15 protein-coding genes and 4 pseudogenes are annotated in these 19308 nt (G+C 67.5%); 2 read left to right on the forward strand and 17 right to left on the reverse strand.

Annotation, left to right across the window (positions count from 1 at the left end):
- Window positions 1–4 precede the first annotated feature (4 nt).
- From FPZ22_RS08100 to FPZ22_RS14085, 10 genes and pseudogenes are all read right to left on the reverse strand, one after another.
- The gene (locus FPZ22_RS08100; RefSeq protein WP_144892003.1) at window positions 5–325 is read right to left on the reverse strand and encodes a type II toxin-antitoxin system RelE/ParE family toxin; all 321 of its coding nucleotides are present in this window, start codon (window positions 323–325) and stop codon (window positions 5–7) included.
- Window positions 313–501 (reverse strand): annotated as a pseudogene (locus FPZ22_RS08105) (type II toxin-antitoxin system prevent-host-death family antitoxin); the annotation flags it as partial. The gene FPZ22_RS08100 and the pseudogene FPZ22_RS08105, both read right to left, overlap by 13 nt.
- A 73-nt stretch (window positions 502–574) precedes the next feature.
- Window positions 575–1351, reverse strand: coding sequence for an IS21-like element helper ATPase IstB (gene istB, locus FPZ22_RS08110; protein ID WP_144891716.1), 777 nt, complete (start codon window positions 1349–1351; stop codon window positions 575–577).
- Window positions 1348–2361 (reverse strand): IS21 family transposase, encoded by a 1014-nt coding sequence (istA, locus tag FPZ22_RS08115; protein WP_144891714.1) that lies wholly within the window; start codon window positions 2359–2361, stop codon window positions 1348–1350. Before istA ends, istB begins: the two co-directional genes overlap by 4 nt.
- A gap of 90 nt (window positions 2362–2451) precedes the next feature.
- Window positions 2452–2523 (reverse strand): annotated as a pseudogene (locus FPZ22_RS08120) (type II toxin-antitoxin system prevent-host-death family antitoxin); the annotation flags it as partial.
- A gap of 939 nt (window positions 2524–3462) precedes the next feature.
- Window positions 3463–3777, reverse strand: coding sequence for a hypothetical protein (locus tag FPZ22_RS08125; protein ID WP_144892005.1), 315 nt, complete (start codon window positions 3775–3777; stop codon window positions 3463–3465).
- A gap of 1402 nt (window positions 3778–5179) precedes the next feature.
- Complete coding sequence (locus FPZ22_RS08135) at window positions 5180–5638, reverse strand: hypothetical protein (RefSeq protein ID WP_144892007.1); 459 nt, start codon at window positions 5636–5638, stop codon at window positions 5180–5182.
- A gap of 28 nt (window positions 5639–5666) precedes the next feature.
- The gene (locus FPZ22_RS08140) at window positions 5667–6068 is read right to left on the reverse strand and encodes a hypothetical protein (RefSeq protein WP_144892009.1); all 402 of its coding nucleotides are present in this window, start codon (window positions 6066–6068) and stop codon (window positions 5667–5669) included.
- A gap of 205 nt (window positions 6069–6273) precedes the next feature.
- Complete coding sequence (locus FPZ22_RS08145; protein ID WP_210412655.1) at window positions 6274–7470, reverse strand: hypothetical protein; 1197 nt, start codon at window positions 7468–7470, stop codon at window positions 6274–6276.
- A 250-nt stretch (window positions 7471–7720) separates the two neighbouring features.
- On the reverse strand, window positions 7721–7876 hold the full coding sequence (locus FPZ22_RS14085; RefSeq protein ID WP_425462995.1) for an FKBP-type peptidyl-prolyl cis-trans isomerase: 156 nt from the start codon (window positions 7874–7876) through the stop codon (window positions 7721–7723).
- 64 nt (window positions 7877–7940) lie between these two features.
- On the opposite strand from FPZ22_RS14085, the gene FPZ22_RS08155 reads away from it, so the two are divergent.
- Entirely contained in the window at window positions 7941–8414 is a 474-nt protein-coding gene (locus FPZ22_RS08155; RefSeq protein ID WP_144892011.1) for a hypothetical protein, read from the forward strand.
- 48 nt (window positions 8415–8462) lie between these two features.
- Here the strand turns inward: FPZ22_RS08155 and FPZ22_RS08160 are convergent.
- From FPZ22_RS08160 to FPZ22_RS08190, 7 genes and pseudogenes are all read right to left on the reverse strand, one after another.
- A pseudogene (locus tag FPZ22_RS08160) lies at window positions 8463–9716 on the reverse strand (cation:proton antiporter).
- A gap of 20 nt (window positions 9717–9736) precedes the next feature.
- Window positions 9737–11360 (reverse strand): annotated as a pseudogene (locus tag FPZ22_RS08165) (NAD(P)/FAD-dependent oxidoreductase).
- Entirely contained in the window at window positions 11360–12187 is an 828-nt protein-coding gene (locus FPZ22_RS08170; protein WP_144892013.1) for a glycosyltransferase family 2 protein, read from the reverse strand. The pseudogene FPZ22_RS08165 and the gene FPZ22_RS08170 overlap by 1 nt, the downstream one beginning before the upstream one ends.
- Window positions 12180–12974 carry a beta-ketoacyl synthase chain length factor gene (locus FPZ22_RS08175; protein WP_144892015.1) on the reverse strand — a complete coding sequence of 265 codons (795 nt, stop codon included), beginning with the start codon at window positions 12972–12974 and terminating at the stop codon, window positions 12180–12182. The genes FPZ22_RS08170 and FPZ22_RS08175 overlap by 8 nt, the downstream gene beginning before the upstream one ends.
- Entirely contained in the window at window positions 12971–14167 is a 1197-nt protein-coding gene (locus tag FPZ22_RS08180; protein WP_144894061.1) for a beta-ketoacyl-[acyl-carrier-protein] synthase family protein, read from the reverse strand. Before FPZ22_RS08180 ends, FPZ22_RS08175 begins: the two co-directional genes overlap by 4 nt.
- A gap of 106 nt (window positions 14168–14273) precedes the next feature.
- A complete protein-coding gene (locus FPZ22_RS08185) occupies window positions 14274–16529 on the reverse strand; it encodes a S9 family peptidase (RefSeq protein ID WP_144894063.1) in 2256 nt (751 codons plus the stop codon).
- A 76-nt stretch (window positions 16530–16605) separates the two neighbouring features.
- Entirely contained in the window at window positions 16606–17310 is a 705-nt protein-coding gene (locus tag FPZ22_RS08190; RefSeq protein WP_144894065.1) for a glutathione binding-like protein, read from the reverse strand.
- 117 nt (window positions 17311–17427) lie between these two features.
- Here FPZ22_RS08190 and FPZ22_RS08195 point away from each other — a divergent pair, with 117 nt between their 5' ends.
- Window positions 17428–19308 (forward strand): putative bifunctional diguanylate cyclase/phosphodiesterase, encoded by a 1881-nt coding sequence (locus FPZ22_RS08195; protein ID WP_144892017.1) that lies wholly within the window; start codon window positions 17428–17430, stop codon window positions 19306–19308.

The raw sequence follows: 19308 nt of genomic DNA on the forward strand, positions 1-19308 counted from the left end.
GCATTCAGGCCTTCGCCTGTCGAGAACGAAACGCCAGCCGCCCCTTGCGAAGCAAACGCTCCGCGCGCATGACGTACGGGATGAACACCTTGTGCCCATCGTAGCGATAGAAGACGCGACAGGGCGGCTCCACGACCTGCCGATACCGTGACCGCCCAAGCTCCCGTGGGCGGCTGCCGCTTTCTGGATGATCAGCGAGTTGCTCGACATGAGCAAAGATGCGCTTGACCCGCTCCGCGGCAGCAACCCGGTCCTCCAACGCGATGTAGTCGGCAATGGCATCCAGGTCGCTCAGGACTGATTCTGACCAGACTATTTCAGCCATCTGGCAAGGCGCTTCCTGGCTTGTGCATGAGTTGCCACGCGACCCTCGGCAATCGCCTGCTCTCCGCGTGCGATTCCCTCGAGCACGGTCATGCGCTGCAGCATGAGCTCGAAGCTCTCGACGTCCACGAGGTACGCGCTCGGCAGGCCGTGCTGCGTGATGAGGATAGGCTCCTTGTGTCAACGCCGACTGAAATCTGACCCACTTTGGCCCGTTATCGCCGATTGAAATCTGACCCACCTCGGGCGCTCAAGTGGTGCTTTGCGGCCGGATGGTTCCGGCCTTTCTCTTGTCCTTCAGCCTGTAGCTGTCGCCGGTGATCTGCACGATGTGGGCGTGGTGCAGCAGCCGGTCCAGCAGGGCCGCGGTCAGCGTGGCGTCGTCGGCCAAAGCGCCGGCCCACTGCGGGAACGGCAGGTTGCTGGTCAGGATCATGCTGCCGCGCTCATAGCGCTTGGCGACGACGTTGAAGAACAGGCTGGCTTCCTCGCGGCCGAACGGCAGGTAGCCGAGCTCGTCGACGATCAGCAACCGTGGCCCCAGCACGGCGCGGTTGAAGTACTCGCGCAGCCGCCCTTGGCCGTTGGCCGATGCCAGCTGCAGCATCAGGTCGGCGGCTGACAGGAACCGGGTCTTGATGCCGGCGTGGACGGCGCGCATGGCCAGCGCGATCGCCAAGTGCGTTTTGCCCACGCCAGACGGGCCCAGCAGCACCACGTTTTCGGCCCGCTCGATGAAGGCCAGACTGGCCAACTCCATGACCTGGGGCTTGGAGACGCCGGCTGCGAAGCCGAAGTCGAACGCCTCCAGCGTCTTGACCGAGGGCAGAGTGGCCAGCTTCTGCAGGGTCTGGCGGGTGCGCTCGGTGCGGGCCGCCATCTCGGCCTGCAGCGCCTGCTCCAGGAAGTCCCCATAACTGGCCTCGTTGGCGACCGCATGTTGGGCCAGGGCTGGCCACTGGGCGGCGATCGCCGGCAAGCGCAGTTGCTCGCACAGCGCCTGCACCGTGTCGTGCTGCAGGTTCATGCCATCGCCTCCATCAGCTCGCCGTAGACCGACAGCGGGTGCTGGATCGACGGGAACGGGAGCACCCGGGCGGTCGGCGGTGGGGGCAGCACCCTCGACATCACAGCCTCTGGCAGCGGCTGCAAGTGTTGGTGCTCGTGCACCAGCAGGTCGCAGGGACGGGCCTGGGTGGTGCCGTGGGTCCGACGGTTGGCTACGTCATCCAGCCAGCGGCGCACCTCCCGGTTGGCTGTGTGCACGTCCAGCACCAGTCCGCCGCTGCGCAGAGTGGCCGTTAGCGGGACCACGAAGCTGCCCTTCAGGTAGCCGTTGAAGCGCTCCACCTTGCCCTTGGTGCGGGCACGGTAGGGCCGGCACGCGCGAGGGGTGAAGGCGCATTGCTCGGCCAGATCCAGCATCTGCGGGTTCCAGCGATGCTGGCCAGGGCCGTACACGTCGCGATCCAGCAGCACCGGCTTGGCGTTGTCGAACAGGACGTGCTGTGGCACGCCGCCAAAGTAGTCGAACGCGCCGACCAGCCCGGCCTCCCACGCCGGGAAACTCTCTTCTTCGCCAAAGCGCACGTAGGTCGTGCGGCTGTAGCCGAGCGTGGCCACGAAGGCCACCAGTCGGTCACGACCGCGCCGCACGGTGGTGAAGTCCGCCTGCATCTGCTCGCCCGGCGCCGTCTCAAAGCGCACCACCGGGTCGGCTGCTGCACGACGCAGCGGCGCCATGAACGCCTTGAGCTGGCTGATGCCGCCGGTGTAGCCCTGCTCGGCCAACTCGCGCATCAGCACCGTCGCCGGGATCACATCCGGCTGGGCCGCGGCCAATCGTGCCCGGACGTAGTCCTCATACGGCGCCAACTTGGTCGGCCGCTTGGGCCGTGGCGTGTACTGCGCCTGGGCGCCTCGCAGGTACCGCCGAACCGTGTTCCGAGACACCCCTAGATCGCGTGCGATCTCCCGGATCCCCTTGCCCTGACGGGCCATCACTCTGACTTCCACTGCTTCCTCCTGGGCTAACATCCAGGCGGCCTCCAAAAGACCGCCATCCTCGCCCGGGTGGGTCAGATTTACATCGGCGCGGGTGGGTCAGTTTTACGTCGGCGGTGACACCTTGTCCCGCTCGATATCGGAAAGGAGCTCGGTCGCCTGGCGCTTGAGGGTGGTAACGAGTTCCGTACGCATGGAGTGACACTGCAGTATCACTCTGGGCCTGCGCAAGCGCATGGAAGAAAAGGCCTCAAAGCCCAGGCAAGGCGATCATGCACTCGGGGTTGACGGGGAGCTCCTTGCGGAATTGCCAGGGTCCAACCACCGACTTGCCCCGATGTGTGTGAGAAAGGCGACGCCTACGCCGCCGGCAATGCTGTAGCCCATCACCGCGACGTCCAGCAGACCCACCAGCGCCCCGCCGATGGCGCCGGCGATAACCGCCTGGAACCATGTGGCGCGTTGCGACCGCCAGAACAACAGATAGATGGGAGGGGCAACCAGGAGTGCCGGGCCGGCGCCCGCAAGGAAAGCCACTGCGAATACACCCGCGGCAGCGCCCAGTGGGGTGAGCGGGACCGTCAAGCCTCCAACCCCCAGCCCAAACAGGAGAGCCATGGCCCCCGCAACGATGAGCAGGGCCACGAGTGCGACCGCCGCAATCTTCAACAGTTGCCGGATCACATCCATTGGCCCATACCATATCAACGAATACGCCACGCCCGCGCTGCGCTCAAGCAAAGGCCTGGAACCCGTGTTCCAAGCCACCGTCCTCGCGTTGCTCCCTGAGCTCGGCCACCTCGACCAGGTGCCGCACGGCCTCGCGCTTCTGCTCCGGCCCTACAGTTTTTTTGTGGTGCCGCCGCATGACACGGCTGATCCCAGTGCATGGGCGAAACCGATGAATGAGAGAGGCCTTCGGGTGCGGTTTTTACCCTGGTCCGGATCAGCCCCGCCGATCCAACAAGACCGATTACGGAAGTGCAGTCTGGCAACGCTTCGATCACCCATCACTCTGGCCAGTGGCACCGCAGCGACCACAACAGGAGAACCGCAAATGCCTCAACGCCCGGGCAAGGAACTCATGCACTCGGAGTTGACGGGAAGCTCCTTACGGAATTGTTAGGCCAACTCCTACCGAAGCTGCTCAACCCTGACAGCCTTGTCGATTCCTTCGACCTTCATTTTCCAACCGCCGCCGGATTGGTAGATCAGAACGTCTGGCATATAGGCGTAGTGGTAATGGTAGTAGTACTCGGTTTGAATCCAAATCTGGCCATTCATGAGCTTTACAACCGTCTCGCCCGCCCAACCCTCGAACTCGCCATCGACTTGGGACTCAATTACGGACTGTGCGATCGCTGTGGAAGGGTAGATGGCAGACACAAGAGCGCCGCCTACTAGAGCGGCGGACAGTGCGAGCGAGAAAATGCCTTTTGTGCGATTCATTGTGGAATCCCCCCCTGTTGGCCTAACGCCAGAATTAAGCCGTGCCGCGAAGAGGCATCGGCTTGAATGACTTGTTAGGCATGCGTGCGCGTCTACGCGGTCCGCTCCATGCCTTTGTTAGCCTTCTCGCCATGACGACTGCTTTCCGTCCTAACAAGAATCACTGCTCGCACAGGCGCAGGCTCTTCTCCCCTACGGGATGTACCGTCCTCGACGCTACGCCCCAGCTCCAGCCCCGTGAGGAGTTCCTGAGGGAGTTGCGACTCACGGTGCTCGCGCCCGAGCGCGACAAGAGCCCCAGCCAGCCAAGCCCGCAGCTCAGCTGATCTGCTCAAAAGATGTAGAACAGGAGTTCCGACATGCCCCAACTCTAGGGCCTCTCCAAACTTCCGGATGCAGCATGTTCCCAACACTTCCGTATAGCCAGCGACCTTGCGAAGCTGATGCAGCGGATGTGTCCATTGAAGCGTCCCGGACCGACTAGGTCCGTTTCTCAACGGATTCAGTCGGTCGGCAACAAAGTATGCGAACTCGAATCCAGCACTAGCCGGATAGAAAACACCGAACGACCCTACTGACGGAAGAAGCGCGCCCGAGAGAAGGTCTGACGGTGGTTGGAAAGTCTTAGTTGCTGGCCGTACAAGTGGCCGATTAGAGAGAAGATCCCATTGCTCCAAGTTGGCGCCGAAGCTATATGGCTGGTGTAACGAGGCCAATCCAAGGCATCCAAGCGGTTTCGACGCGGCCTTTGCTTGGTTGAAGGTGAGACGAGCAGCGCTCGGGTTGCCTGCCGGATAGTGAATAATGAGGACGTCGCATAACTCGCAGCGCGGGGTCGAGCGTCCGGCGCCGCGCGCCTGCTGAAACGTTACTTGGTAACGGTTGCCGTGATACTCCTTCGCTAACGCCTCAGGCCCAAGCGCATTGAAGGATTTGATAAACGCGCGGAACAGCGCTACTTCACCACGTGCACCGATAGAGTGGGTGTGAAAGGCGCGCTGAAGTTTCAACCCTGTGGTCAAATCCGTTCCTTTCTGGCTAACGCTAATTAGGGCCTATTGGTGCATGTGGCAGTAGCTGCCCTGGAGCGCTACCCAGCGGTGTGGATCCACGCCAGAACCGCCCACCACGACATTCCTGCAAGGCTTCCCTGCGCGAGTCCTGCCGACGCAAAGGACTGAGTAGCCTGATTGATGCCAAGAAAGATACTGCGCCTTTGAGATCCGGTAGTGGGCGGCCAAATAGCCGGCGGGATCTCGAGCATAGAGCAGCAGCTCTTTTGGAGTTAGCGAGACCGAAGCTTGTCCACCGTAAGTCGGATGTGTGCAGTAAAACCCAACGTCGAGTTGAGCAAGCTCTTCAACGATTCGCGAGATGTCTGCCATAGGCCCTAACGCCTGAGTTAAGCCGCGCCGCGAAGCGGCGTCGGCTTGAATGAGTTGTTAGGCGGCACGCGACGCCATGCAACCAGCCATGCCGCGACAGGTAGAGGGGCAACCTGCATGACGAGGACCCATAACGTGTACCAAGACAGCGGAATCTGGCCCAGCAAGTGAGCTGCAGGAAGGTATGCCCAGGCCAGGAACGCAAGCAGGGCAATCAACACATACCAAGCGTAATGCCGGGGCTTGAGCAGGCGAAGCACTAGGACGGCTGGCATGGACAAGAGAACATTCAGCGCGAGATCGATGGGGAAAAGCATCGCGTTTGAGGCAACAGTACCCATTCCCAGCGAATGAATCCAAGCTGCCACGGAAAAGTGCACGGCCAGGTAGGCGTGCGCAACCGATAGAAGCATGCCGTGCACAACGCCAATTGCAACCGCGCTGCCAACAGAAACCAGCGCTTTCAATCTTGCCATATCGCCCTCCTGCCGCCTAACGCCAGAATTAAGCCGCGCCGCGAAGCGGCGTCGGCTTGAATGACTTGTTAGCGCTCGACCCGGGATCGGCGGGCGCCTGCCTTGAAGAGAACAGCATGCTGTTACCTGAGACAATATTGCGGATGCCAATGTCATTGAAGTAGCAACTATCAGCGACGCGAATCTGTCGGCCGTTGAGGCTGTAAACAATCTCAACACCCGGTTGGGCGCGGATCAAGCCATCTTCTTGTCCTGGTATGCACTCAATCGGCCGCGCTGCACGCAAATGGTCGAGCACGGGGCGCATGAAATTGTGGCAATTGGCGCCACAGGCGCGATACACGCGGATCGAAGACTTGGCCGCAACCTCATCTGGCGTGTAGCGCCACTCCTCGGTCCGAGAGAGGAAATAGAACTTTACGGCACTCACTGAGCGAAGCTGCGATTCAACGGAGTCAGCAACCTGATCGGGAGACGCGGGTGCGGACGAACAGCCAGCGGCCGGAGCCGCGAGGGCTGCAGACAAGAACAACGTTATGGCTAGTACCCGTTGCGACATTGTTCTCTTAGAGCGCTAACGCTTGAGTTAAGCCGTGCCGCGAAGCGGCATCGGCTTGAACGAATTGTTAGATTTGCTACTCCACATCCTCTGCGTAGTCCTCCAGGCCATGATTAGTGAGCAACGTTTCGAACTCATGGGTTGAGAGGATCTTTCGCTTTCTGAGTGCGGAGATAAGTGGGCCAAGCTCAAAGCTTCCGAGCACCTCGCCGTTGGCGGACGCATCCTGCAGGATCCTCCTCACATGATCTGCAGAAAAATCGCCAGAGTGAGTGATCATATGCTTTGCCCAGCTATTAGCTTGGTCGAAGGACTGTGAGTCTAGATATATATCCACGAACCGGTCGCCCACTTCGGACGGGAGATCAAAGAAGATGATCTCTGCAAGTTCCTTTCGAGTTGCCCTCTTGATTCTCCTCTGTGCCGCTTCTCTGAGCGGCGCGAAGCTAAGTGCCGCGTCGACGTAGTCGAAGTGGCTAGAGGGCATGTCCAGCACGTAGTTGCTGAGTTTCTGCCGAACGTCTACCGCCAAGAACTGCCATACGTCGGGAACTTGTTGGAAGAACGAGAATGTTGAGTAGAGCTCTGAATCGGCCACCTGTCTGACAAGCGGGGATAGCTTCTCCTCCAATGTGGCGTTGAAGAGAGATGGGTGCAGGTGAGCAGTTGCTTTCAGGGCCGCGGAGATGCGTCTCTTGTACTTGAAGTCTTTCGTGACAAGCAGAAATGTTTTTGCTAGCACGACAACAAGGTTTCGAACTAAAGACTCTCTCGGCCGCCTCAGTGGCCCTGTCGAGAGGAAATCTAGCGCATCCTGGAACTTGGTAGGGAAGTAGTCTGACTCCACTTCTTTGAGAAGGCGGTCAAGGGCGTATTTACCTTGTGCTGGAGCGTGCTGAAGCACGCTAACGACGGCCGATCTGATATGAAGTCGTGCGAGCTCTGCAGATGGGTTATATGCCTCGCCCTCAGCTACGAGCGAGGGGTGCGCGCATCTGTTCCTGTCCTCTTGGAGTCGGGAGAGGTCAAGATATTCTAGCGGTGATATCAGCTCAAACTTATCTCGGGCGGACACCAAGAGATCTCTCTCAAACCTCAGGGCGCGCGCCACATCTCCGCTGGAACGAATTTTCTCTAGCTCACTAACCTGGCCCTCCGCCTCCTTGTCACCAGCTAGCGCGAGCTCTTGTAGCTTTTCAATGAAGTCAAAACATACGGCGATCCATGTGGCCACGATCGCCGAGCGGAATGCTCCTGCGCGGTAGCTGGCCACTGCCTCTCGCAAGTATGCTTTGGCCCTATCGTCTCGACAGCGAAGGATTAGTTCATCGAGATCTGTCAGTGGGGTACTCAAGGAGCCTCCAAGAAAATCTAACGCTAAGTAGACCCCGAATGCGGGGCGGTAATGATGTTCCGACGGATTAGACCCCAAGAATGAAGCGGTAAGTCATACCGCCCCGAACCTGCCGGTATGCGCCGCGCCGCCCCCTCAGGCACCCCACGCATCCCCGTCCTCAACCCCCTCACCGCCGAATATCCAGCAACTCCACCTCGAACACCAGCCAGGCCCCCGGCGGGATCACCCCACTCGCACCGTTCGCTCCTTGTCCCGGGTCCGCCGGAATCAACGTCCGCCGCGCACGGGAGCGCGCGGCCGGCGTCCCGGCGGCGTCCGCCACACCGCTGACGCCGGATTCATGGCCATGGGAGGATCATCCCGACCGTCCGCCCCGGAAAGCCGCCATGCGCATCGCCCGTACGCTCCGCATCGTCGCCGCCAGCGCGTTCCTGCTGCTGGCCGCTTGCACCACCTCGCACATCCTCACCGGCACGCCGCGGCCGCCGATCGACCCGTCCCAGGTCCGCGTCTACTACGGCTCGCCCGGTGTGCCGTTCGAGGAAGTCGCGCTGCTCGAGACCTCCAGCGGCGCCTTCACCTACGGCGAGCAGAACAAGACCGACTCGGTGATGCGCAAGCTGCGCGAGGAGGCGGCATCGCTGGGCGCCAACGGCATCCTGTTCCAGGGCACGGCCGACAGCTACGGGGGCGGCGGGGTCAGCGTGGGCGCCGGCACCGGGCGCTTCGGCGGCCGCAGCTACACCAGCGGGGGCGTGGGCGTGAACATCAGTCCGCGGCAGAAGCACGGCCGGGGCGTGGCGATCTACATGGCGAATCCGCCGCCGGAGCATCGGGCGCCGCCGCCGCCGGTCGAATGATCAGCGAAGGCCACGGGCCTGCCCTGCGACCAGCCATCCCCCGCAAACCTATCCGCTGGAAACCGCGCCGTCGCCGGAAGGAGCCGTGCGCCGCCTCCCCAGTGACAGCGACAGCAGCGGCCCGGTCATCACCGTGGTCAGGATCGCCATCACCAGCAGCATGGTGAACAGGTCCGGCCCGATGATCCCCGCGTCCAGGCCGACCTTCATCACGATCAGCTCCATCAGCGCCCGCGCGTTCATCAGCGAACCCACGGCGAAGCTTTCCCGCCAGCCCTGGCCCGACAGGCGCGCGCCGATGGCACCGCCCACGACCTTGCCCACGACGGCCACCACCAGGATCAGCAGCATCGCGCCGAAGGCCGCGCCGGCGAAGGCGTCGCGCGTGGTGCTCAGGCCCGCCAGCGCGAAGAAGATCGGCATCAGCACCACGATCGCCAGGTACTCCACGCGTTCGATCAGCGACTTCAGCAGCCGGTCGTCGCGCGGCAGGCAGGCCCCGAAGAGGAAGGCGCCGAACACGGCGTGCACGCCCAGCCACTCGGTCGCCGCCGCACAGGGCGAAGGCACCGATCAGCAGCGCCGCCAGCACCATCAGCGAGGGCGCGCCGTCGGGCGCATGGAGGCCCAGCAGCCGGGCATAGAGCGGACGCACTGCGAGGAAGACGATCGCCGCCAGGATCGCCAGCCCCCGGTCGCGCGCAGGAAGCCGCCGTAGCCGTCGCCGGCTCCGACCAGGGCCACCACCAGCGCCAGCATCACCCACGCCAGCACGTCGGCGATCGCGGCACCGCTGAGCGCGAGCCGGCCCAGCGGGGTGTGGGTCATGTTCCGTTCCTTGAGGATGCGCGCCAGGATCGGAAAGGCGGTGATCGACATGGCCGCGGCCATGAACAGCGCAAACGGGAACAGGGCCACGCCGTCGGGTGCGTAGGGATGCAGCCAGGGCGCCACCGCGAAGCCCAGCCCCATCGGCACCAGCACGCTGGCCACGCCGACGAGGCCGGCGGAGCGCAGCTGAGCGCGCACCCCGTCGGGCGCGCGCAGTTCGACGCCGACGATGAACATGAACAGCACCAGGCCCAGCTGTGCCAGCGAGGCCAGGCCGGGAAGCGAGTCCGGTGCGAACACCGTGGCGTGGAACTCCGGGAACCATGCACCGAACACGATCGGTCCGAGCACCAGGCCCGCGGCCATCTCGCCGATGACCGGCGGCTGGCCGACATGGCGCAGCAGCAGGCCGCAGGCGCGCGCCGTGCCCAGGATGATGACGAGCTGCAGCAGCAGGGGACTGTGGTGCACGGGCGGATCCCCCGGGGTGGTCAGGCGGCGGCGTACCAGGCGGCGTCGAGCGAGCGCGGCGGGTCGGGCAGGCCGGCGAGCAGGGCGTCGAGCCCGTGGCCGTCGAGGCCCGCGTGCACGGCGCGCGCCCGGGCGAGGATCTCGGCGGCCAGCGCCTCCATGCGCGCGATGTTGCCGGCGATGCGCGCGTCGAAGGCGTCGTCGTCGAGCGCGTCGGCCAGCGCGCGGTTGAGCTCGTGGAACCAGTCGATTCCGTGCTGGTCGAGCTGGCGGCCCTGGGCGGGCGCCTCCGCGTCGCCCGCGGCGTTGCGCTCGCCCCACTCGCGCAGCAGCGGCTGCATCGCCGCGTTCAGCGCGCGTCCGCGCTCGAACAGCGGCCGCAGGCGGCCGTACATCGCGATGTCGGTGATGCGTCCGGCGGCGAACACCGGTGCCAGCAGCGCCCAGTAGAAGGTGTAGTCCCAGATCACCTTGACCGGCAGCACCTGCTCGTCCCCGAACAGCGCGTACTGGCCCTCGTAGAGGGTCATGGTGCTGTCGTAGAACGATTGATACAGCTGCCCGTACAGCGCCGCGTGCGCCGCGAAGGGCGTCCCCGCCCGGTCGCGCGCCACCAGGTCGGCGATGAAGGTGTTGGCGATGCCGATGAAGTCGCTGCCCGGCGAATAGAACGGATCGAGGAACAGTCCGGCCTCGCCGGTCAGCGCCCAGCGCTCGCCGAACACGCGACGGCAGCCGTACGAGAAGTGGCGCAGGTAGCGGAAGTCCTTGACGGCATGCCCCTCGAGCGCCGCCGCCACCCGCGGCTGGCGGGATCGCAGCCACTCCATCGCCTTGTCGTGGCTGTCCATCCCGTCGAGCGGGTGCAGCTTCGCGTCGCAGACGATGCCCAGCGAATGCGCGCCCGAGGCCAGCGGGATGAGCCAGAACCAGTAGCCGGTTCCGCACATGTGATTGGTCGAGCGCCAGCGGTCGGGCGGGGTGCAGCGGGCGCGCCAACCGTCGTCGTCGGACCAGTCGTTGGGGTCGATCAGGCCTTCCACCCGCCACCAGACCGCGTTGGCGTCGTGGTCGTTGGCTTCGGCCAGGCCGAGCTGGCGCTTGAGCATGCCGGCGCGACCGCTGGCATCCACCACCCAGCGGGCATGGACGGGAGGCTGTGGGGCGCCGTCGCGGCCCAGGTCCACGCAGTGGTCGTCGTCCCCCTTCGGCCAGCGCGACGTGGCGCACCACGGTGCCTGCCCGGACGTCGATGCCCATCGCGCGTGCGCGCTCGACGAGCATGTTCTCGAAGCGGCCGCGGTCGATCTGCCACGACGGCGTGGGCAGCAGGCGGCTGACCCCGATCTCGGTGCAGCGATCGATGTCGGCGCGACCGTCGGAAAAGAAGAAGCGGAAACCGAACTTGCGGATCTGCTCCTGCTCCAGGTGCTCGCGCAGTCCGAGCATGTCGGCGAAGTAGTGCGCACCGATCTCGACCGTGGACTCGCCGACCTTGAACGCCGCCTCGGGCGCCGGCTGCGCGCGGCGTTCGAACACCGTGATCGACATCCCGGGGTCGGCCTGGCGCAGCTGCAGCGCGAGGGTGAGTCCGGCCAGTCCTCCCCCGAGGATGGCGACGTCCACGCGCTGCGGGCTGTCCATCAGTGTCTAGCCTCCCCTCCGGTGGTTTCGAAGCCCACGGCAACCGGTGGACCGTCATCGTCGTCGATCACCGGAGGGCGTCGCCGCGCGCGGCCGTACTCGGCCAGGACATCGCCGTGGCGCCACACCTGGGCGACGACGTGCGAAGTGATCGCCCACAGGTCGCGCACCAGCCGGAAGTGGCTCTTGCGGAATTCGAGCGGCTCCCCGGCGCCTGCGTAGCGGGTCTCGATCGGCACCGCGACCACGCCGGCTCCGGCGCTGCGCGCGGCCGAGATCAGCATCTGCGCTTCGAACACGAAGCCCTCGCCCGGCACGTCCGCCAGGGTGAACACGCGGCGCGGATACAGGCGCTGCCCGCTCTGGCTGTCGACCACGCGGAAGCCGCAGGCCCAGCCGATGCCCCAGTCGCCGAAATCGTTGCCGAGCCGGCGGTACCCGGGCTGCGACGCGCGCTTGCGCAGCCGCGCGCCCACGATCACGCAGCCGGGATGGCGGTTGGCGGCGGCGACCAGGCGCGGGATGTCGGCGGCGTCGTGCTGGCCGTCGCCGTCCATCGTCACCACGGCGCGCGCGCCCAGGCGCGCGGCCTCGGCGAAGCCGTCGCGCAGCGCCGCGCCCTTGCCCATGCGGCGCGGGTGACTGACCAGATGCACCGGCAGGTCGGCGATGCGCTCGGCGGTGCCGTCGTCGGAGCCGTCGTCGACCACGATCACCGTCGGCGCCCGGGCCAGCGCGCCTTCCACCACCCCGCGGATGCGCAGCGACTCGTTCAGCGCCGGGATCACCACGGCGATGTCCTCGCGGCGCAGCGGCGGCTCAGTCATGGGCGAGCTCCACCCGCAGGCTGCGGCCGTGCCCGGCGTGCAGGAGGGCGAGGTCGCCGCGGACGGCGAGGGCATCGAACAGCGGCAGCATGGGCGCCATCGCGTTGTCGGCGCCCAGCCGGGCCAGCGGGCCGGGGCGCACCGGGGCCTCGCCCTCGACCAGCGTCGCGCGCAGGCTGATGCCCTCGCCCCCGCTTCGTCCGTCGCCGCCGCTGGCCAGCACGAGCGCCCCGCCCAGCAGGCCCCTGCTTCGCGCCACGTTGCCCAGCGGCCCGCTGCCCTCGGTGTCGTAGCCCACCAGCAGCACCGCCGGGTCGCCGCAGGCCAGCTGGGCCAGCGCCTCGAGCAGGCCCTGGGCGAAACTCGCGCGATGCGCGCTCAGCGCGGTGGCCGGCCGCAGGCAGCCGGCGCCGATGGTCCAGTAGCCCGCGGCGGCGTTGTGCACCGAGTTGTGGAACTTCGTGGGCGAGATCGCGCGCGGGTCGTCCGCGAGCGTGGCGCACATGTAGTCGGTGATGCCGAGATCGCCATGGGTCGAGGCGAACACCGAGGGAAGCGTCGCGGGATCGCGGGCGGCGTCCTCGCAGGCGGCGAGCGCCACGTCCAGTGCCACGGCCACCGAGGGCGGTGCGCGCCGACGCTCGTTGGGCGCCAGCAGCCGCGGAACCGGCCTTCCACCTTCGCCCGGCGGCCTGCCGTGCCGGACGTGGTCCAGCGCGGCATGCCACGACGGCAGTCCGCCGGCCCAGAAGCCGATGCCCTCGATGCGCGCGACGAGCGTGTTCATGCGCGTCCGAACACCAGCGAGGCGTTGTTGCCGCCGAAGCCGAAGGAATTGTTCATGGCGTAGCGGATGTCGGCCCCCTCGACGTTGTCGAAGCGGATCTGCGGCCCGCAGGCCGTGTCGGGCGTCGTGCTGTGCAGGATGCCCGGGAGCAGGCCGCGCTCCAGGGCGAGCAGGGCGATCACCGACTCCACGATACCAGCCGCCCCCAGGGTGTGCCCGGTCCATCCCTTGGTCGAACTGGCGTGCAGCGTGTCCGGGAACAGGGCGGCCACCGCCGCTGCCTCCACCGTATCGTTGGCCGGCGTCGACGTGCCGTGCAGGTTGAGGTAGCCGACGTCGGCGGCCCGGATGCCCGCGCGCGCAAGGGCATCGCGCATGGCCAGGGTAGCGCCGAGGCCTTCGGGATGCGGTGCCGACATGTGGTGCGCGTCGCTGGACTCGCCATAGCCGCACAGGCGCAGGCCGCGGCTGCCCGGCGCGATCCGCTCGAGCACGGCGAAGCCGCCGGCTTCGCCCAGCGACAGGCCGTCGCGGTCGCGGTCGAACGGCCTGCAGGGACGCGCCGAGACCAGTCCCAGCGCGTTGAAGCCGAACAGCACGCTGCCGCAGAGGGTATCGACGCCCCCCACCAGGGCCGCATCGGCCAGCCCGGCGTGGATCAGCCGGGCCGCCTGCGCGAACACCTTGGCGCTGGAGGAGCAGGCCGTGGCCACGGTCGCGCAGGGGCCGCGCAGGCCGGTGGCCGCCTGCACGAAATCGCCCAGCGAGTGCGGCGTGTGCACGATCGGCCGCGCGAGGTCGGCCGGGAACCCGGGTGTGCCATCGGCCCCGGGCTCGAGGCGCGTGTACGCCTCCTCGCTGGCCCCGATGCTGGAGGTCGAGGTGCCCACGACGACCGCCACGCGTTCGGCGCCGTGGCGCGCGCGGGCCGCGGCGACCACGTCCAACAGGCCGTCGCATCGCAGCGCCATCCACGCCAGCCTGTTGTTGCGGCAGTCCCACTGCGCGAAGGCGGGCGGCAGCGCCTCGTCCTCGAGCCCGTCCACGCGGCCGATCCACGCGGGCAGCGGGTCCGGGCCGAAATCGTTCGGGCGCAGTCCGCCGCGTCGTGCCCCCAGTGCTTCGAACTGGGCCTCGCGGCCGCGGCCGAGCGCGGTCGTGGCCGTCCAGGAGGTGATCGCGAGGGCCGGCATGGGCGGCAGCGACTGCGATGGGGGCAAGGCGGAGGTCCGGCGCTGGAAACCGGGCGAGTATAGCCACGGTCCCGACAGCGCCGGATGATCGGTGCCGGCGGCCTGCCTACTCCCGCAGGCAGCCGTGGAGGAAGCGTTCCGACAGCCGGTAGCGGTGCAGCGCGTCCGTTCCGCGCAGCCCGTGCTTGGCACCCGGATACGTCATCAGCCCGAAGCCGGTGCCCGCGGCCTGCAGCCGCGACATCAGCGCGGTGGAGTTGCTGAACAGCACGTTGTCGTCGGCCATGCCGTGGACCAGCAGCAGGGCGCCGTCGCGGATGCCGTCCAGGTGGGTGAACACGCTCGCGGTGCGATAGCCGTCGACGTTGGCCTTCGGCAGGCCCATGTAGCGCTCGGTGTAGTGCGTGTCGTAGAGCGCCCAGTCGGCCACGGGCGCGCCCGCGATGCCGCAGGCGTAGTGGTCCGGCGCCTGGCCGAGCAGCATCAGGGTCATGTAGCCGCCGTTCGACCAGCCGTGCACGCCGATGCGGTCGCCGTCGACCCAGGGCTGCGCCCGCAGCCAGTCCACGCCCGCGCGCTGGTCTTCGACTTCCACCGTGCCCTGCCTGCGGTACAGCGCGCCGCCGAAGTCGCGCCCGCGCCGCGGCGTGCCGCGGTTGTCGAGGGAGAACACCACGTAGCCCTGCTGCGCGAGGTACTGGTTGAAGAAGGCGTCGGCGCGGCCGGGCCAGGCGTCGAGCACGGTCTGCGCGGCGGGACCGCCGTATACGTGGACGACCACCGGATGGCGCTTCGCGGGATCGAAGCCGGCCGGCCGGATCAGGCTGTAATGCAGCGGCGTCCGGCCGTCGGCGGCGGTGAGGGTGCCGAACTCGGTGGGCAGGTGCGCGGCCAGGTGCTTCGCGTAGGGATGCGCCGGGTCGGCGGGATCGTTGTCCACCAGCGTGGCGATGCGCGTGCCGTCCGCGCGGTACAGCTCCAGCTGCGGGGGCGTGCGCGTGTTCGACCAGCTGTCGACGTAGATGCTGGCGTTGCCGGCGAAGGTGATCGCATGCATGCCGGGCGTCGACGTGAGTTCGACGATGTCGCCGCCCTCCAGCGGCACCGAGTACAGCGCGCGCTGAGTGGGCGATGCCCGCCCGGCCGAGAAGTACGCCAGGCCACGCTCCTCGTCCACCGCCTCCAGCGCGTCCACCGGCCAGTCGCCGCGGGTCAGCTGGCGCATGCCCGAGCCGTCTTCGCCGGCGATGTACAGGTGCTGGAACCCGTCGCGTTCGCTCGACCACAGGAAGCGGCCGTCGGTCAGGAAGCGCAGGTCGTCGTGCAGCGGCACCCAGGTGTCGGAGGTCTCGGTCACCAGCGTGCGCTGGCGGCCGCTGGCGAGATCGACCTCGACCAGGTCGAGCCGCTGCTGCTCGCGCGACTGGCGCTGGAAGGTGAGCCGCTGCGGGTCGCGCCAGTCCACGCGAGCGAGATAGATGTCGGTCTCGTCGCCGAGGTCGACGCGCACGGGCGACGCGCCGGGCGTCGCCGGACGCGCCACGAACAGCTCGACGCGGACGTTGTCGTCGCCGGCCGCCGGGTAGCGCTGCTCGACCACCTCGGTGCGGTCGGGGTAGACCTCGTAGCGCTTCTGCACGGGGACCGGCGACTCGTCGATGCGCGCATAGGCGATGGCGGAATCGTCCGGCGCCCACCAGTAGCCGGTGTGGCGGGCCATTTCCTCGTCGGCGACGAACTCGGCCACGCCGTTGCCGATCGCGCCGCCGCCGTCGCGGGTCAGCTGCACCTCGTTGCCACTGGCGAGGTCGACCACCCACAGGTTGCGGCCGCGGATGAAGCTGACGTAGCCGCCCTTCGGCGACACCTTCGGATCGGTGGCGAAGCCGCCGCCGGAGGTCAGCCTGCGCACCGCCTCGCGGCCGGACTTCGCCAGGTCGTACAGGTACAGCTCGCCGCCGAGCGGAAACAGCAGGCGCTGCGAATCCGGCGCCCAGTGGTAGTCGACGATGCCCGACAGCGCGGCGATGCGCTGGCGCTCGCGGCGGGCCTTCTCCTCGTCGCTGAGCACTTCCTCGCCGGGCAGGACCACGGCGGAATCCACCAGCATCGCCGTGTCTCCGGTGGCGACGTCGTAGGCCCAGAGGTCGAGGCGGTTGCGATCGCTGTCCTTGCCGCGCAGGAAACTGACGCGCGAGCCGTCGGGCGCGACCTTCGGCTTCAGCAGCGTCGGCCCCGAGAGCGGCGCGTCGCCGGTGATGGCCTCGAGCGTGAGCGGCACGGCGGGTGCGACGTCGGGTGGAGCGGCGTGGGCGTTGGAGAGCGTCAGGGTCATCAGGGCGGCGGCCAGCAGCAGGCGCATCGGAGCGGTCCGGAAGGGATCGAAGCCGACATGATGCCGCAGGATCGCCACCGGCCCTACCTCACGGCCGCGGCGGTCAGGTCGGGCGGGCGTCGTCCTGCCCGAACAGCACGGCCTTCTGCGCATCGCTCATCGGCTTGCCCGCGTCGGGATTCACCTGCTTCGCCAGCGCATAGGCGCGCTGCGTCGCCGGGCGGGCGGCGATCGCGGCATGCCAGCGGCGCACTTCGGGGAACGGGGCCATGTCCAGCGGCGCGCTGTCGTAGGCGTCGATCCACGGATACGCCGCCATGTCGGCGATGGAGTAGTCGTCGCCGGCGATGAAGGCGCGGCCCGCCAGGCGGGCGTCGAGCACGCCCAGCAGGCGCCGGACCTCCCTGGTGTAGCGCTCGATCGCGTAGGGGATCTTCTCCGGCGCGTAGACGTTGAAATGGCCGTACTGGCCGGTCATCGGCCCCAGGCCCGCCATCTGCCAGAACAGCCACTCGAGCGTCGTGATCCGGCCGCGCGGGTCCGCGGGCAGGAACCGGCCGGTCTTTTCCGCCAGATAGAGCAGGATCGCTCCGGACTCGAACACGCTGAGCGGCGCGCCCGGGTCGGCGGGCTCCGTGTCGACGATGGCCGGCATCTTGTTGTTCGGCGAGATCGCCAGGAAGTCCGGCTCGAACTGCGCGCCGGCGCCGATGTCGACCGGATGGATCCGGTAGGGCAGGCCCGCTTCCTCGAGGAACAGCGTGATCTTGTGACCGTTGGGGGTGGGCCAGTAGTAGAGATCGATCATGTGGGTCTTCCTGCGCGTCACCGGGCCGGCCAGTCTAGGCCGTCGGCCGACACCTGGCCGTGACGCGGCCGTCCCTAGCATGCCGCGGATGTTGCGTGAGAATCAGCCACGGTGGGCATGAACCCGGCCACGCTGCATGCGGCCTGGTGGACCTTCGCCGTCGCCCTGGCTCTCGGCATTCTGGTGGTGGCCGGGGCCTGGGGAGCGGTGGTGGGCCTGCTCGCGCGCGCCGCGCGGCGCGAATCGCGGATGCATCGGGAGATCGCCGCGGACGTCGCCGATCGCGAACGCGCGGAAGCCGACCTGCGCCTGCTGCGGAGGGCGGTCGAGGCCTCGGAGGAGGGAATGTTCATCCTGGACGGTGCGGACGGGGGGCTGGTGTACGGCAATGCCGCGTTCTCCAGCCTGACCGGAGTCGACCCCGGCCACGCGGGCCCGATCGAGCCGGCCGCGCTCGAGGACATCGTCGATCCCAGGGCCCGCCGCATCCTGGTCGAAGCCGTGGAGCGCGCGCAGGACGCGCGCGTGGAGCTGGAGCACAGGCGCGATCCCGGCGGCCCGCGCTGCCTCGAAGTGCGGCTGACGCCGGTGCTCGATGCCGCCGGCGCCGCCAGCCACTTCGTCGGCATCATCACCGACGTCACGCTGCGCAAGCGGGCGGCCGAACAGATGGCGTTCCGTGCCAGCCACGACGCGCTCACCGGGCTGGCCAACCGCGACCGCCTGATCGAGGAGATCGACCTGGCCGTCACCGCCGATGCCGGTCCGCTGGTGATCTGCCACCTCGACCTCGACCGTTTCCAGCTGGTCAACGACAGCCTGGGCCATGGCGTGGGTGACGAGCTGCTGGTCTCGGTGGCGCGCAGGTTGAAGGCCGCGGCAGGCGCGGATGCCTGCGTGGCGCGGCTCGGTGGCGACGAGTTCGGCGTCCTGATGCCGCTCGCGCCCGCAACGGCGGAGCAGTCCGCCATCGTGCAGACGCGCGTCGAGGCCCTGCGCGCGGGGGTGGCCGGGACCATCGAGGTCCGCGGCGCGGCCTTGCACGTCACACCCAGCCTCGGCTACAGCCGCCACCCCGCGGACGGCAGCGACGGCACCACGCTGCTGCGCGCGGCCAGCCAGGCCGGCGCGCAGGCCAAGCGTCTCGGGCGCAACCGCAGCGTGGGCTACCGGCGCCAGTTCGATTCCCACGCCGGCAACCGCCTGCGCCTGGTGCAGGAGTTGCACCGCGCGCTGGAGCGGGAGGAGTTCGAACTGGTCTTCCAGCTGCAATTCGACGCCGATGACAGACCCTGCGGCACCGAGGCCCTCGTGCGCTGGCGCCATCCCCGTCGGGGTCTGCTCGGTCCCGCCGAGTTCATTGACGCCTGCGAGGACTCCGGACTCGTCCTGCCGCTGGGCCGCTGGGTGCTGCGCGAGGCCGTGAGGCACTGGCGCCGGCTCGACGAGCGGGGCTGGGGCGCCCTGCGCATGGGCGTGAACATCTCGGCGCTGCAGTTCCAGGAAAGCCTGGTGGAAGATGTCGGGCAGCTGGTCGCCGAACTCGGCCTCCCGCGCGGTGCGCTCGAGCTGGAACTCACCGAGAGCGTGCTGCTGGCCAATCCGGTGGACGCCGGCCGCGCCATGGGGGCGCTGAACGCGATGGGCGCCTCGCTGGCCATCGACGACTTCGGCACCGGCTATTCCAGCCTTGCCTACCTCATGCACCTTCCGCTGCAGCGCCTGAAGCTCGACCAGACCTTCGTCCGCGACGTCGGCCGCAATCCGGACAGCGAAGCCATCTGCTCGGCGATCCTGCGCATGGCGCAGGGGCTGGGCCTCGGCGTGATCGCCGAGGGCGTGGAAGCCTGGCACCAGCTGGATTGGCTGCGCCAGCGCGGCTGTGACGAATTCCAGGGCTACCTGCTGGCGCGCCCGGCCGCGTTCGATGCCGTGCTCGAGCGGCTCGGTGCCAGCCCCGGCAGGGGCGTCGTGGGGAGCGCGGCACGGCTCGCGTAA

This window comes from Luteimonas granuli, assembly GCF_007795095.1.
GTDB lineage: Bacteria > Pseudomonadota > Gammaproteobacteria > Xanthomonadales > Xanthomonadaceae > Luteimonas > Luteimonas granuli.